Genomic DNA, 16,269 nt, shown 5'->3' with positions numbered 1-16,269 from the left:
GTTGTTGAGCTTGAGCGTGCCCGCTGTAGGCAGTGTGGTGATGATGACGCTTTTCAACGCATTGGGGGTCGTGTCGCTGGCATCGGCAAAACCAAAATCAGCCACCGCCAGCGTGGTGCTGCTGTCTTCATTCACCGTGAAAGTTCTGTCCGCCCCCGTGGGTGCATGGTTGCTCGGTCGGAACTGGAAGTTGAGGATGTTGTTGGCATCTGCGCCATCGGTGTTGCGGTTGCCCGCCGCATCTTGGAATTTGCCACTGCCCACAAAGAGGTAAGCAGGTGCGGTGTTGCCTGGCGCACCTTGGTAGGTGGCGGTCCAAAGGGTTCTATCGAGGTTGTCTTGTGCAAGTCCTGTGAGGGTCCCGCTGCTGACTGTGATGTCTGACGCGTCAAAGTCAGTCACTTCTTCGCTGAACTTGAATGTGACGAGGCGTGTTTCGCCTTGGCTCAAGAGCGCCCCTTGAGCAGGGTCGATGCTGATGGCCACCGTGGGCACCACATGGTCCAAGATGACGGGGGCGGTACTGCCCGTGTTGCTGATGGCTGTGGTACTTGTCACGCCCGCCCATGTTTGTTTGGCTTTGAAGTTGGATAGCGTGCCTTCTACACCCCTGACATCAACCACTAGGTTGTTGACAGCATTCGCAGCACCTGTGAGGGCTGTGTCTGGTAAGGTGATTTCCTTGGTTGCGCCATTGAGCGTTTGCGTTGCGGTGATGACCACCTTGGCACCCAGCACTGTGCCGCGCACGTTGAAGGTGAGTGTGGGTGTGTTGCTGGCAAAAGTGGATGACTCTGCAAGCGCGAACCCGGTCAAGTCGGCCAAATGGCTGCCTAAAGACGTGTTGTAAATGATCAAGCCCAAGCCTACGCGCGGACCGCTGGCAGCGCCCAAGGCTGCATTGGAGGCGTCGCTGATTTGGCCTGTTGCGTCTTGCTGCACCACCTTGATTTCGGTGTAGCCTTGGCTGATGGGAGACGTGTTCGCCAAGGCATTGGTGGGATTGACAGAGATGCTGTGAAGGCTATTGCTCGTCTCTGTGATTAACTCGGTGCCCAGCAAGATATCCTTGTCCTTGTTGTACGCGCCATCGCCATCTATGTCGCGAAACAACAGTGCGGTATTGCCCACTGTGCCGCCACTGAACTGAAACTTGGGTGCAGACAGGAACGTCGAATTGTCGAGAACGCGGATGTTTGGGGTAATGTTGTTTTCGTATTGGTATTGGTTTTGCGCGTCCAGCGTGGGATCCAAGGTCAACGCCGACAAGGCGGCTGGCTTCGCTGTTAGCGATTGAATTTGCAGCGACGTCGGCAAGGGCACGGCGGTGCTTTCGTTGCCAATGGCATCGACCTGCACGACTTTCAAATTGGCGTAGTTGCCCACTGACAAGGCTGAGGGCAGTTGGACGTTACTCATCTCGACACTGTTGGCCACAAAGCTGTGCACCACGGTATTGCCGTTGTAAATTTTGACGGTGAGGCCCACCACCAAACCTTTGAAATCAAAACCGGGAGTGGTTTGGGTGGTGATGTAGTCACCCACCACGCCGGTGTCAGAGGCGGTGCTCAGGGCAAAGCTTGCCGGTGCCGCAGGTGCAATGCCTTGGATGACCAAGGAGGCTCCCAAGCTGCCAGTACTGTCAGGCAAGGTGGTGGCGATGGCATTGCCCACGCCGTCTGCGCCGCTGGCCGTGAAGCTGGTCACTTTCAAACCGGAGGTGGTGTCACCCGAGTTCACGCGGTAAGTGCCTTCAAACAAGGTGGTGTTCGTGGTGTTGCGCGTCAAACGCACCGTCTGCGCGGGGTTGGTGTTGAGCGTGACGTCAAGATAAGCCGCTGACCCCACAGCTTCAGAGGCGGTGGCGCGCAAGCTGATGTCGCGACCGATGCCATAAGTGCCGCTGCTGCTGGTGCTGGTAAAGCCCGTGATGGTGGGTGCCGTGGTGTCTACAAAAATCAAGCTGGCAGGCGAAGGCAAGCCTGCGCCAAGGTTGAGTGCTGCGTCGGTGTAGCTGTCGGCTTTGACTGCGATGGTGGCTTGCTGACCCGATAGATTGGCCATGTCTGCCGAGAAGGTGGCGGTGCGCGTGGTGCCTGTGCCGGTGATGTTGCTTAGTGTGCCGCCGGTGACCGTGACATCGTCCACACCGAAGCTGACACCAGGGTCTTCGCTGAAGGTGAAGGTGACTGTGGCGGTGCCGCCGGATTTGAGCTGTGCGATGTTGCTGCTGATGCTGCGCACAGTGGGCGCGATGGTGTCGAGGGTGAAGCTCGAAACGGTTGTGGTGGTGCCGCTGCTGTTCTTCGCAGCATCTTTGGCCTCGGCCGTGACTTGGATGGTGCCTTGGCCTAGATCCATCACTTGGTTTGACGAGAGCTTGGCAAGGACTTCTTCAGCACTGACACCCGTGCCTTTGCCAGTGACAACAACGGTTTGTGCTGCTTTCGTCGTGTCTGAGGTGTTTTTGAAAGTGACGGTGACGGTCGCATCGGCTTCGGCCTTGATGGCCACAGCCCCAGCCTGTGCGTTGCTTGAATTGGCGGCAGCCGTTTTCACGTTGATGGTTGGCAGCGCCGGGACCAGGGTGTCAATGGCTTGCGAACCGCCTAAGCCAGTGACGTTGAGAGGCGCATTGACGGCCAAGTTGCCCAGTGCGTCGGCCACGTAGCTGTCGGTATCAACAGCACTAGCAACCAGACTGAGCACCATGTTGGCGTTAGGCCCTGCGTCTACACCGGCATTGGGTGTGACCGAGACTTTGTATTGAACACTGCCATCTTTGGTGGCGACAGGTGTGACGCTGGTGACTTGGCCGTTGGTCACAGCAAAGTTGCTCGTGCTGAGCGGGTTGCCAGCGATGGCCGCCGGCCCCATGGCCTCACTGAACGTGACGATGAAGTCAAACGCTCCAGTGGCCACACTGCTCGCTTTGCTGCTGGTGACAGCCGTGACCGTGGGGGCCTGTGTGTCAATGGCTTGCGTGGCCACACTGAACTTGGCCAAGCTGTCAGCCGCTTTGTTGCCCGCCGCATCTTGAATGGTGCTGCTAGCGCTCAAGCCCAGTTGCACTTGACCACTGGGGGTGTTGGGCTTGGGGATGACGGTGACGCGATAGCTGTTGGCATTGCTCCCATCAACCACAACGCTGCCGATGGTGCCTATGCCGTTGGTAACGGTGAAGTCGTTGGCCGTGGGTGTGGCCGCCAAGGGCTCTGAAAACTTGACAGTGAAGACGATGTTGTCTTTGGTCACTGCTGCTAGGGTGGCATCGCTGACTGAGGTCACAGAGGGTGCCACGGTGTCAAGCGTGAAGGACAGCGCGCTTGTGGCGGTGGTAGTGCCGCTGCTGTTGCCCATGGCATCTTTGGCCTCGGCCGTGACTTGGATGGTGCCTTGGCCTAGATCCGTCACTTGGCTTGACGAGAGCTTGGCAAGGACTTCTTCAGCATTGACGCCCGTGCCTTTGCCAGTGACAACAACGGTTTGTGCTGCTTTCGTCGTGTCTGAGGTGTTTTTGAACGTGACAGTGACAGTCGCATCGGCTTCGGCCTTGATAGCCACAGCGCCATCCGTGGTGACGCTGGTGAGGTCTGCTTGCGCGTCTTTGATGGCAATGGTGGGCAAGGCAGGCGCCAGCGTGTCAATTGTGGGCGCGGTCCCACTGAACGGTGTCACACCTGAAGGCGCAGGGTTGCCCGCGATGTCTGACAACAGCGTGTCCGCCCGATTCAAAGCGGTGATACTCACTTGGCCAGACAAACCACTGTCATTATTCGAAGACGAGCCCAAGGTGTAGCTGAAGGTGAGGGTTTTGCGGTCTTCACTGATGCCGCTGTAAGTGGCTGTGCGTGTTACCCCACCCACATTGAGCGTCAAGGTCAAAGTCGAGGCATCCGCTGCCACATACATGGCACGCTCGTAGGTGACGGTGGCGGTGATGGTTTTTTGGGAGGCCGTGACCATGTTGTAGCTAGCGCCAGCGGTGGGCGCACTGACAAATGCCAGGCTCGGCTTGGTGGTGAGAGGGGCAAGCACCTCGACATCCAACGCGCTGCTCAAGCTGGTGTTGCCTGCCACATCGGTCAGTTTGGCTTTGAGGTGATGGGTGCCTGCCGATAAATTGGTCGCAGGCGTCCAAGAATAGCTGTACTTGTTCGTCGAGTCTGTGTCTAGGGTGGTGTTGATGAACCCCTCGGACAACGTTTCACCCGCATCGACTTCCCCATTGCTATTGGTGTCGTCAAACAAAGTAACTTTGGCACCCTTTTCACCCGTGACAGTGATGTTTGGTTTGGACACTGCTGTGATGTTGTCATTGGTGAGCTGCCCCGTGTCGCTTGCTGTTGCCAGATCGAGCGTGGGTGCGGTCGGGGCCGTGTTGTCGAGCACCACTTTGAAAAATGACGACAAAGGGCCCACATTGCCTGCGGCATCGACCACTTGCGTGTAGAGGTAGTAAGGAGTGCCCGTCGCATTAGGGCCAGTGGCGCCGCCAATGTAGGTAGGGACTTGCTTCCCACTTTTAATTTCCTGATAGTCACGGACATCGAATGACACCACAGGGTTGCCATCGGTAACGGCTTTTGTACCCAACGCAACCAAACTTGTACCGTCAGAATTTCGGCTCCAAAACAAGCGCACAGTGGCGCCTGTGCCAGTGAGGTCTTGGTCTTCAACGGTGACATTGAGTGCCAGTTGATTTTTTTGCGTGACGCGATCATAGAGATTGAGGTTCGATTTGTTGGCTTGATCTGCATCGAGGACCACCACATCACTTGCCGTCTTCGCCTTCAAGTACGCTGTCGACGGCAAAACGGTGTCGATGTTCAGGGCGGGGGTGAGCGTGGTGTCTACCAGGGTATTGAACCAAGTGGCATCTTTTATGCCGCCGGGCGAGTTCATGATCGTGGCACCTGCCGGAAACTCAATCGCGTTGGCTGCAATGCTGATGGGGCCGCTATGCGACCCTATGTCTTTGAGTTTGACTTGAAACGTCAGAACATTGGTGGGCACCGTGGAGCCCGTACCTGTAAAGCCAGAGAGCAATTGAAGGCTGATGTCATAGCCGTCAGCGCTGCCGTCAGCGATATGCAGTTTGAGGGTGGGGTTACCATTGGCCCAAGCCACTTTTTCAGTGAGTGCCACATTCACCGTGAGGGTGTCTGTGGTGCCAAAAACGGTGCTGCCCTCTAGTGCAGGGTTGCTCAATGTCACAGAGGCTGTGTTGAGGCCGAAGTCGCTCAGGCCTTTGCCGACACCAAGGGTACCGACACGCAAGTCAACGCTGTAGCGATGAATGGCCCCATCGGGATGCCCGTTTGTCAATGGCAGCAAGGTGTTGCCATTGGCATCTGTGTACTCTGCAAGCGCTGCAAGGTTGAGGTTGCTGAAGCGAGGGATGGTAATTGTTTCAGCGCTGTAAATTTCATTACCAGGCTCTGTGCCATCGACGCTGTTGCCTTTGAAGGTGTAGACGTAGGTAAATTTGGCGCCGCTGTCTTTGTCGGTGAAGGTCAGTGTGGCTTTGTCGCCCACACGTGTGCCGGTGCCGGGATTAATTTTGAAGGTGAGCCCATCGTTGTAGTTGACGAGGTTGACAGTGGGCTGCCCATTGACTGGGGTGGTGGTGTCTGTCAACTCCAAGCTCGACACCACAAATGGTGAGCTGCCATTGGGGTTGGTGTAGTCAGGAGGTAAGTTGTTCACGCCAGTTTGCAAAATGCTTTGGATGGCGGCAGCAACCTCGTTTGCACTTGATTTTGAAATGGCCGCTTTCAATGCGTCCAGAACCTCGCTTGTCTTGCTATCGGCAGGGGTAGCGCCTAGTGATTTGGCATAGCCCGAAATCAAGCCCAGCGCTTTTTGGTAGCTAGACGAATTCGCAGGGTTGGAGTCGGTAAGGCTTGTTTGAATGCTGAAAGCATCTTTCACCGTGTTGTTGCTGGTGTCGATCGCGGCTTTGATGTCAGCCGATTTGGTGGCGGCGGCAAGCTCGTCAAACTTGAGCGTGGCCAGCGTGGTGAGTTGAGTGACAGCGACAGTTCCCCCGGCTTTGGGCGCAGCGCTGAGCAAGGTGGTTAATTCATGACCCAGGTTGACCTTCGCAGACCCTGAGGCACCCTCGGAATCATCGGTCTGGGCTTCGTCGAGGAAGTCGGGGGCCATTGTGTTGTCAATTAACTTGACTTTCAGGTACTCACCAGCGTCAAGAACCAAGTCTGTGTTTTTTGCACTGATTGACATGCTGCCGTTTTTGACGACGGTGCTGTTGCCTATTTCTGTCTCAACACCCGATGCACTGACTTTGTAGAGTTTGGCGGTGAGGTTGGTGGTGCTATCAATGAACTTGCCCGCGTAGGGAACGACGGTGAAGCTGGTTGTTTCAGCCACCGCCACGGGCTGCTGCGTATTTGAGCCACTACCTCCGCCACCTCCAGCCAGCGCGAGCGCGCCTCCACCAATGGCCACAGGCAGGACCCATGGAGAGGAGAAGAAGCCGGTGTCTTGTGTGTTTGCTGTTTTGGTGGGGATGGGGCCAGCTTGGCGCAACAAGTCTTCACCGACGCTGGCGGGGGCAGATGACGTGCTGCCAGAGGTATTGGCTTGGGCAAGCACCACATCGTGACCATTGTCAGTCAAGCTGTGTTCGCTTGACGCAGTGGCGATGGGGTCTTGGTCGGCGGCCAAGGGGTCGTCGTCACGGACCGTGTCGAGTTTGGCTTTGGCCTTGCTTTTGCCACTGCTTTTGACGACAGCCGGTAACGGCTGTGCGTTGCCTTCGTTCATGGTGACAACGTCCTGCGCAGGCATGGTGTGAAGCTCTGCGGCTTTGGCTTGGGGTGAAGGAGTACGTTTGGCCATGATGGTGTGTGTCAAAAGTGGTGGGTGGGCAAGGGCGAGAAGGGGCGAAGCGATTTAGCTTCTTAGTGGGGCTTTGCCGCTGTTGAGGCTGGCTTGGAGCTTGTCAACTTTGGTGTGCAGCTGGCCCCAGTCGTACTTGGCAACATATTCGTGGGTTTGCTCCGTTTTTTCTAAACGCGCAATCATTTCGACGATTTGGGGTTGCACGTGCTCGATGGCGCGGCGGGTGCCGGCTTCCATGGCTTTGAGCTGCAAGTTGGCTTGCATGCTTTGGCTGTTGATGTCGATGAGTGTTTGGTTTTGTTCGCGCAAGATGCGCACGTTTTCGGCCATGGCGGCGGCGAGTAAGCCCATGTCGCGGTGGATGGCTTCTTTGAGGCTATCGATGGTTTGTTGCTGATGACCACGACCGAGGGCGTCGGCTTCACTGATGTCTCGGCGCAGGGCGGAGAGCTCGGCAAGTTGTGAGGTGATGTGGTGGATGATTTGGTCAGTGTTTTGACTGATTTGGCCAAAGCGCTCGCTGTAGTCTTTGGCCACGTTGAGCAAGCTGTAGTGCACCATTTGGCTGTCGTCCAGTTTGCCCACAATGGTGTTGAGGCGCTGTTCCATGACGATGGCAAGGCGGTCAAAATTGGGGCGCATGTCCTCTTGTGTTGCAACACGCTCCAGCATTTCCATGGTTTTCCCCATAGACTCCGAGGCAAGTCGCATTTTTGCTGCGGCAATCAAAATGGCATCAGTTTGTTTGCTGATATCCATGCGCAGACCGGCTATTTCTTCAAGCTGAAGCTGCGCCAAGCGCACGTCTAAGGCGACTTGTTTACCTTCGGCATCGGTAGTGGGTGGGCCATAGATGATTTCGGCGACATCAAAGTAACTGGCTTCAGTTGCGTTTACAACAGTAGCTTGTAACTTCTTGAGTGATAGCAGTTGCAGGTTGTTGACGATGGAGCCGCCCAAACCAAGCAAAGAAGCCACGAAGGCTTCACCCATACCGGCAAGAGGACCGCTCATTTTTTGGAAGAATTGCCCCATCATGTCGGCGGAATCTAGGTTGCCACTGATGGCAAAAACACCGATGAGGCCAGCAACTTCTTTGAGTGTGACGATCAGACCCAAAAAGGTGCCAAACAAACCCAAACCAATTAGCGTGTTGGCAATGTATTGTGGGAAGGTGATGCGTCGCTGAATGGCATCTTCGAAGGCCTGGAGTTGAGAGCGCAAAGCAAGCTGGTCATAGCCGTTCGCACGACTACGTCCCGCCTCAAAGTGACTAAAAAGATGCCATGAGGAGAGGTCTTGCGCATGCAAACCCAATACTTCTGTGACTTCACTTTCTTGTATTTCTTGAGGGTCACCTTTTCGCAATGCGATGGCAGCACTGATGCGTTGCACGAGCCCTGCTTCACTCAATATTTTGAAGGCGTGATACATAGCGAGCGCCTGCCCAAACACTGTTGTTGCGATGATGAGCACGGCAAAAAAAGGGTTTGCCGCGCTTTTAACCAACCGAATAATGCTGTCAAGCAACCAGATATTGCCAAGTACGTAGGCCACGGTGACGCCGATACAAGCGAGCAATGAATTACGCAGTCCTTTTGCAAGGTTGCTTTTGTCGGTCATGGTGATTTGTGTATGGCTCATGGGCGCTCCTATTGGAAAAATTTGGGGCCGGCTCAACGCTCGCCCATTGACTCAGAAATGGTTTTGGTCACAGGCTTGGTGAGATAGGACAAGATGGTTCTTTCTTGTGCTTTGATTTCGACGGTGGCAGTCATACCAGGCCGCACATCTATGACCTCTGCTTTTTTGCCGTGAAATTGCTTTTCGTCTAAAACGATCTGAACGCGGTAGTAAGGGACAACGCCCTGCTGGCGTGATTCGTCAAGCAAGGTGTCAGGACTGAGGTAACTGACGTGCCCTTTGAGAGTGCCGTAAATGGCATAGTCATAGGCGTCGAGCTTGACAATAGCTTCTTGGCTAGGTTTGACGTTGGCTATGTCGGAGGGAGTAATTTTTGCTTCGACAACTAACTCACCAATCGGAAGTATTTCAAGAACAAGATCACCTGCTCGCACAACCCCGCCAAGTGTGGTCACTTTGATATTCTTGACTACTCCATTGGCAGGAGCAACAAGCTCGGTGTGCTCTAAAAGTTGTGAACGATCTTGCAGTTGCTCTTGTTGTGTATTTAGATCTTCTTGGGCTTTGGTCATTTCAGCCACAGCCTCTTGGAAGTATTTGTTACGTTTGTTATTGATTTGTGCCTGGATGTCAGCAACGCTGCGCTGCAAGCGCAGGAGATCGGCCTTACTGACGTCACCCGTTTTAGCGAGGTCTTTGTTCATATCGAGCTCTTGTCGGGCAAGGCCGAGCATCTCGTTCAATGCTGCAACGTCTTGGTCGATTGCGCTTTTTCGCTTGTGATAAAGATCACGTTGGTTTGAGATGTATTCACCATAGGCCTCTAGCTCCGAGGCAAATTTGAGCGGCTGTCCATAAACTTCCGCTTTAAGACGCGCGAGGGTGATTTTGAGCGCTGCGACTTTGGCACGACTATCATCAACCGCGGCTTGGGCACGTCCTTTTTCTAAGGTAACAAGGAGTTGACCTTGCTTAACGGTCTCGCCCTCTTTAACGTGAATTTCTGATACAACACCACCGTCGGAAGCTTGGATGGACTGAGTGCGTGCAACAGCAATAACTTGCCCTTGCGCACGAGTAACTTGGTCAATTTCACCAAAGGCTGACCAGATGACGAGCATGACAATACCGCCCATGGCGATACGCAACATCCAACGTGCACGCGTGAGTGTGGGGCTGTGTGAAGTCATAGTAGGTTTGATTGCGTTCATGCGTTAGCGGCTGCTTTAAAAACTGGCGATCGCTCAACACTAGTTGGTGGCGTTTGAAGTCGACTAAGAACTGCATCACGCGAACCATCTAAGACAATTTGGTGACCAGCCACAACGATGAGTCGATCAACCAACGGGAGGATCGATGGCTTGTGTGTGACGACAATGAGTGTTTTGCCTTTCTGGATCTCCTCTTGAAGAACACTCAAGCATTGCTTTTCTAGCTCTTCATCCATGGAAGCCGTAGGCTCGTCGAGCAAATAGACTGAGGGATCGCACAACACCAAGCGAGTGAATGCAACAAGTTGACGTTGCCCCCCAGACAACCCTCGCCCACCCTCTTGAATCGGAAGTTCTAGCCCCTTAGGGTGCGCAGAAACCAAGCGGATTAGTCCGGTGCGCACCATGACTTTGTGAAGGACTTCGTCCCCTGGATCAGGAGTACCGATTAGAAGGTTCTCACGCAAGGTTCCGACAAAAAGGCGATGGTCTTGCTGTAAGTAACCGATTTCTTGATTGATACTTTGACGATTTATGAGCGCAAGGTCGAGACCATCAACAAGCACGCGCCCCTCTTGAGGTCGATAGAGGCCAGACAACAAACGCAAAATGGTAGATTTACCCGCACCAATGGGCCCTAATACGCCAATGCGCTCACCGGATTGAATGACCAAGCGCTCCACTTTGGCCGCCACTGGGCCACCCATATAAGAGAACTTTGCAGACTCGACCAAAAAATTGCCTTTGATAGTGTCTGGCGTGAGTGGACGCTCTACACCGTGGTGATCTGTTTGAAGAGCGTAGATTTTTTCAAGGCCTTCCAAAGTTGCCTTAGAGTGAGCGCGTTGCACCATAAGGCCGGGTATGGCTGTAATGGGAGCCAAGATGCGACCACCCAAAATTGAGCAGGCAATAAGCGAACCCATGGTGATCTTGCCCTCCATCACCAGCCAAGATCCAACGATGACTGTGGCGGTGTAGCTGACTTGCTGCAAGGTAGCCGAGAGATAGGCGGCATGTTCGCTAGCGCCACGCATAGCCATATCGCTGCTCATAGCCTCGGCATTAACGTCTATCCATCGGGATAAAAATTTCCAACCACCAGAGCCTGATTTGATAGTTTCGACACCCTCAACAGCTTCGACTAAGAGACCTGTTTTCAGATTAGAGGCTGCCGTACTCTGCTTGGCTAATTTATCAACACGTTTGGTCGAGTAGTAACCAAGGGTGACTGCAAGACAGCCAAAAAACAAAGGAACAAATGCCATCAAAACACTGGCTATGCCAGCAATAACTGCGATGAAGATGATTCCCAGAGGCAAGTCGACCAAAGTAAACAACGTACTTGCCGTGTAAAAGGAGCGTAGTTGCTCGTACCCGCGCAGCTGCCCCGCCAAACTTCCGACAGATCCAGGCAACTGATCAACTCGAACAGATAACAGGCGCTCAAAGATTTCACGGGAAAGCTTGGCATCTAAGCTTGCTATGACAGCATCCATAGCATGCGAGCGCGCAAACTTCATAGCAAGCTCCAAGCCAATAGCCAAGGTGACGCCAACGGCGAGCACAATCAAGGTGCTGCTACTGTGAGTGGGAATCACGCGGTCATAGACCTGCATAGAGAAAAGCGATGCCGCGAGCGCTACAAAGCTGATAAAAGCCGAGGCCATGATGGCCTCACCAAGAACACCTTGGTAGGCCTTAAGGGATTGCTTGAAGTATTTTTCGAAGGTACGGGCTTGTGCCTGTTTTTTATAACGCACAAATCCGAGTTTGACGGCGTTGGCTGTGGTCTGCTCTTGAGGAATTGCAAGCTGGCCTTGCTCTTGCACAAAAACCCAACAGCCGTTGGGTTGTTGGTCAACCAAAACACCCCAACCGCGAATCTGATCATGGTAGAGCAGCGGCAGTAGCACGCGATCGGGCATGTCTAGGTGAGATGCCACATCAATGTCGAGGGCGATACAGATGGCCTGAATATCGGGGCGCCGCTCATCTGCCACGCCCGCAAAAACAGTGTGTAAACGGGAAGGATCAAGGGCAACCCCTTGAAGTTTAGCGATTGCAGCGAAAGCCCATGAAAGCTGCTCAAATTGATTGCTCATCGCGCATCTCCTTGCGCAAGGAGGTCGTAGTCACCACTGCGCAAGCGCAAGCGATAACTCGCAGCCCAAAGTGACGCTTCTGTATCCGCCAGCGACATGCTGACCTGACCGTGCTCGCGAACCGCATCGAGTGTTTGCTGCCAACTCAAACGACCGACGATGAATTGGCGCTCATAGGATTCGCTGACCAATGCTGCATTTTTGACAGCACTCCTGTAATCGACCAAACGTGCCGTGGCACTTCGCCATTCTTCGAGATCTTGGCGCAGTTGATTGGTAATCTCGCGTCGACTGCTTTCGGCTTGCTGTTGAGCGCTTTGTGCGCGCTCTGCAGCGGCAACCGCTTGTGAGTAGCTGGCGTAGCCGGCGCCCGGGGTGAAGCGCATACCGACGTAGCCAACGGTGACGCCATCTTGGGTCGAGAACCCAGTGTTGTCGTAGCGGTTGCGCTCAAGGCGTGCGTAAACCACAGGGAAGCGGTCGGCAGAGAGCACGTCTTGGCGGGCACGGGCGACTTGCGCATCTGCGCTGTAGCGAACGACGCTGGGGTGTGCGTCTATGCGCGATTGCAAGGCGTCCCAAGCTTGCTTTTCATCCAAAGGCAGCGGCACGTTGATGGCACCGCCAAGGCTTTGTGCGTTCAAACTTTCCCACGCGACGGCTGGACCGCCCAAGTTAAGTTGTTCGAGGCGAGAGATGGCCACGCGCTTGGCGGTTTGAGCGTTGGATTGGTCGACTTGGGCCTGCAGCATGCGCGAGCGGACCAAGGTGGCATCGATGGGGGCCGAGACTTCTGCTTCCACGCGTCGGGCCATCAAGGATTCAAAACGGCTGAGGCGTAGTGTGGTTTGCTCGTTGACGCGCAAGCGTTCCACCGCAGAGCGAAAAGCCTGTAAAGCTTCGACCGCTACTAACGCAATGTTTAACTTGGCCTCGTTGAGTTTGGCTTGCGCAGATTTCTCAGCCATCTCAGCCGCCTCGACGGTGGCAGTGAGTTTGTTACCCGCCCACAACTTTTGCTCAACAGCCAAAGTAGATTTGGGCTGCGTGACCTGCTTTGGATCTCTGTTGGTAGGTTTAGCTGTTGTAGCCTGCAGCTCGGGCAACATTTGCTGCCAAGCACCAACGACTTCAAAGCGCGCAGCTTGCGTCTCAGCACGCGCAGCCAAAACCGCAGGGTGATTTGAGAGAATTGACTCTAAAAAACTCTCAACCGAGAAAACTTGAGCATGCGCAGAAAAACAAAGTTGGAGATACAAGCCCCCCAAAAATACAAAAACTTTTTTAATTTTATGTCCCAAGTAGTTAATTAACTTGGGGTGAATTTTTAGTTTTTGTCGATCTTTTGCATATCGCAAAAAAATATCAATAAATCACAATAAACCGCAACAAACAACTATAAATTGCTATTTATTTGTTATTTCTCCGAGTCTGAAAATTCCAATATTTAAGATTTGCTTGTTTTTATTATTAAATCCAAGCGAGTACCTGATGCGTCAGACGTTAATTTTGATTCAGCATTAAGCTCTTTAATTCTCTTGTGTATGCCTAACATTCCTCGCTTCATAAGGAAGGTATCGGTATCTACATCGAACCCAACTCCGTTATCTTGAACACATATCTTGAGTTCGCTCCCTGTGTCCGAAACTCGAATCTTGCACTCGGTGGCGTGTGAGTGCTTGATTGTGTTGGTAAGCATCTCTTGAATGATTCTTAACGTGTGAATTGTCGTTTGAGGGCTTAAGTGTTCAGAATCAAAATGCTCAATTTCATAGGTAAGCAAGACCCCCACGCCCCGCAGGCTGTGGACGGCACGTTTACAAAACTCTTCCAGCGCGTCTTTAAACGACACATCACCTAAAAACTGGCCACTCACAATGAGGCGCAGATCTTCTAAACAAGCCTGCAAGTCGATAGGGAGGTTTTTGATGGTGATTTGCCCGGTTCTGGCTTGGAGTAGCAAGTTGACTAGTCTGGACCCTAAACCGTCATGAATGTCTTGCAAGATTCGATTGCGCTCCTCGGTCATGGCGTTGTCTGCAATAACTATTCGCTGCTCAGCATGGGCGCACTCGAGTTCTCGCTCGCGTTTAATTAGCTCTACTTCAAGCGTCTCGTTGGCGTTTTCAATGGCAAGGACGTTGCTCGCATGCACGCGCAACAAAATGGCGCCCACAATAATGAGCAAAACGGGCAAAGTGAAATGCGTGAGGAAGATAGGTTCAATCAAAAGCGAGGGTACACCCAACTCCAGTAAGGCGCCATGGTTCTCAATCAAGGGGCCTGCTTGCACACCATAGTCGTGGTACGCGCACAGCGTCGCGATGATTGAGTACCCGAGCAAGACCCAGGTGATGGCGTCCATGTTTCGGTATTTTCGCGACAGCAATATGACAATGGAAATCACGTACAAGAAAATAACGAGGCCAGTCCAGTAAACATCGAGCCAGTATTCAATTTGGGCGCCCAGAATCAGAAAAAGCATTGGAACGCCAAGGGTGCTCAGGACCATAAGTCGGCGAACATGGCGCGACAACCGGACCTCGGCGTACTCAATAAGAAACAAGCTCATGAGCAAAACCAAGCCACCTGTTGATATGTAGAGCAAGAAACGCCATTCCCGCCAAAAGGCCAAATCGAGCTCGGGTGTAAGAGCGAGAGTAAAGAGGGTAGCCCACAAGATGGTTGCACCACCTGAATAAGCAAAAAGGCTACCACTACGAGTGGTAAACCAAAGACTCAACATGAACAGGCCGACGATCCAGCAAAAAATATTTGAGGCTTGCGCCAATGTATTACTGATAAATATGTACTTGCTATGCAGCGCATGCACGATGCTCAGAGGGCCCACGTACACCGAGGGGACGACAAAACCACGTTGATATGAATGAAAGCGAATCTCAATTCGGTTAATTTGATCGCTCAGAAGAAGGTCTTGTGGGATGGGTGCTAGCAATGGTGAATACCATGTGTGGCGAATGCTCGGCGTTGATGCTGGGATGCCAAAGAACCAATGCCCGTTGATATAGAAATCACCACCATGGATAATTTGAGGCGAAAAGAGCGCCAAGTTGGCAGTAGGTCTGTCGTCGATTGCCGGATTGAACTCAAAAGTCACCCGATGCGCACGCAGTTCTGAGGCTTTGTTTTGAAACAGGTAAGGCAGCGATCTGATGGTTGTGGATTGCTCACCCGTCTCACTGCTGGTAATAACGGTCAGTGCTTTTGGGGTGTAGAGCTTTGCTTGCTCTTGATCGATCTGCTTCAACGCACTAAAGGTTCCTATCAAAGCCAAAACGAGCAAGGTGATTGCGCTTGCCCAGCGCAGTAATTTAGAAAAGACCATGTTCGGTCGCTTTACTCAGCGCGCCGGATCGTGTGCCCACTTTGAGTTTTTGATAGATGCGGCGCACATGCTGGTTGACTGTGAAATAGGAAATGTTGAGTTTTTCGGCGATGAGCTTGACGGGCATGGGCGAGCGTAGCTCAATCAGAACTTCATACTCGCGGCGGCTCAGTCCGAGTTTTTCAACCATTTCGTAGTTTGGGCCTACAGGTTGTTGCTGCGGGGTCTCGGTGATTTTTTTAATCAGCAGCTTGGCGACGCTAGGGCTAAGCGGAGAGTTCCCGTTATAAAGAGATACCAATTTTTCAATGAGTCCTTCAGGCTGGTCGTCTTTGAGCAAGTAACCCGAAGCGCCGGCTTCGATGCTTTGCATGACATGGCGCATATCTGCGAGTGATGTTAAAACCATAACTGAAGCGTTTACACATTTGCCTTTAATTTGTCGCATCAAATCTATGCCGCTGACATCTGGCAAGCCAATATCAACGAGATAGACGTCGGCATCTTCAGCAATGAGTTTTTGCGCTTGTTCGTTATTACATGCCGCGCCCACAAGATTACACAGGGGAGAATTTCTAATCAAAGCTGACAAATAATTTGAAACAATAGGATCATCTTCAATAATTACCACTGATATAGCCATTTTCTATCCTGTATTGCTACAAATGCATTGGTCTGGGAGTGCCATTGCTTTGTTGGTTTGAAAGGTTAGCGCATACTCTTTTTATGCGGTCAATTAGTATCTTAGATGCTCGATTTCGTATCAATATTTGTATCCCTTGAATGAATGCACCCATCATTAAAAAACTAACCAACATTTTATCAGTGTACAAACATAGTGGACTTACAGTAGCTGTCACCCCAATTGGGAGTTGACTTCCCCCTCGCACCGAACGTGCCACATCAATTTTTTAACACCTATCCGGATCTTGATTTTCGCTTGAGTTAATCACAATAAATTTGGCGGATTCAAGGACGAAGTGCAACACGCTTTAACGAGGCATGGAATACCTCGTGAGGTGTCTTGAATCCTAGTCGCTTTCTGGGGCGATGATTCAATCGGTTTTCAATCATAGTCAATTCCTCATCCGTCACG

The 16,269-nt window shown here is 52.7% G+C and carries 8 protein-coding genes; 1 reads left to right on the top strand and 7 read right to left on the bottom strand.

What is annotated here, in order from left to right; all coding sequences use genetic code 11:
• Positions 1 to 6,864 (bottom strand): Ig-like domain-containing protein (locus tag RMS95_RS02915; RefSeq protein WP_310643433.1); only part of this gene is annotated, 6,864 nt, incomplete at its 3' end.
• 54 nt (positions 6,865 to 6,918) lie between these two features.
• A complete protein-coding gene (locus RMS95_RS02910) occupies positions 6,919 to 8,091 on the bottom strand; it encodes a MotA/TolQ/ExbB proton channel family protein (RefSeq protein WP_310643431.1) in 1,173 nt (390 codons plus the stop codon).
• 81 nt (positions 8,092 to 8,172) lie between these two features.
• On the opposite strand from RMS95_RS02910, the gene RMS95_RS02905 reads away from it, so the two are divergent.
• Complete coding sequence (locus tag RMS95_RS02905) at positions 8,173 to 8,451, top strand: hypothetical protein (protein ID WP_310643429.1); 279 nt, start codon at positions 8,173 to 8,175, stop codon at positions 8,449 to 8,451.
• A gap of 92 nt (positions 8,452 to 8,543) precedes the next feature.
• On the opposite strand, the gene RMS95_RS02900 is transcribed toward RMS95_RS02905, so the two are convergent.
• From RMS95_RS02900 to RMS95_RS02880, 5 genes are all read right to left on the bottom strand, one after another.
• Complete coding sequence (locus RMS95_RS02900) at positions 8,544 to 9,662, bottom strand: HlyD family efflux transporter periplasmic adaptor subunit (protein WP_310643427.1); 1,119 nt, start codon at positions 9,660 to 9,662, stop codon at positions 8,544 to 8,546.
• A 56-nt stretch (positions 9,663 to 9,718) separates the two neighbouring features.
• Positions 9,719 to 11,827 (bottom strand): ATP-binding cassette domain-containing protein, encoded by a 2,109-nt coding sequence (locus RMS95_RS02895; RefSeq protein WP_310643425.1) that lies wholly within the window; start codon positions 11,825 to 11,827, stop codon positions 9,719 to 9,721.
• The gene (locus RMS95_RS02890; protein ID WP_310643423.1) at positions 11,824 to 13,086 is read right to left on the bottom strand and encodes a TolC family protein; all 1,263 of its coding nucleotides are present in this window, start codon (positions 13,084 to 13,086) and stop codon (positions 11,824 to 11,826) included. The genes RMS95_RS02895 and RMS95_RS02890 overlap by 4 nt, the downstream gene beginning before the upstream one ends.
• A gap of 188 nt (positions 13,087 to 13,274) precedes the next feature.
• Complete coding sequence (locus tag RMS95_RS02885; RefSeq protein ID WP_310643421.1) at positions 13,275 to 15,173, bottom strand: ATP-binding protein; 1,899 nt, start codon at positions 15,171 to 15,173, stop codon at positions 13,275 to 13,277.
• A complete protein-coding gene (locus RMS95_RS02880) occupies positions 15,160 to 15,816 on the bottom strand; it encodes a response regulator transcription factor (RefSeq protein ID WP_310643419.1) in 657 nt (218 codons plus the stop codon). Before RMS95_RS02880 ends, RMS95_RS02885 begins: the two co-directional genes overlap by 14 nt.
• Positions 15,817 to 16,269: the final 453 nt, after the last annotated feature.

This window comes from Limnohabitans sp. (assembly GCF_031539175.1).
Taxonomy (GTDB): domain Bacteria; phylum Pseudomonadota; class Gammaproteobacteria; order Burkholderiales; family Burkholderiaceae_C; genus Limnohabitans.
The sequence above is the reverse complement of the archived record's forward strand: the minus strand, read 5'-3'. Positions and strand labels throughout refer to the sequence as shown.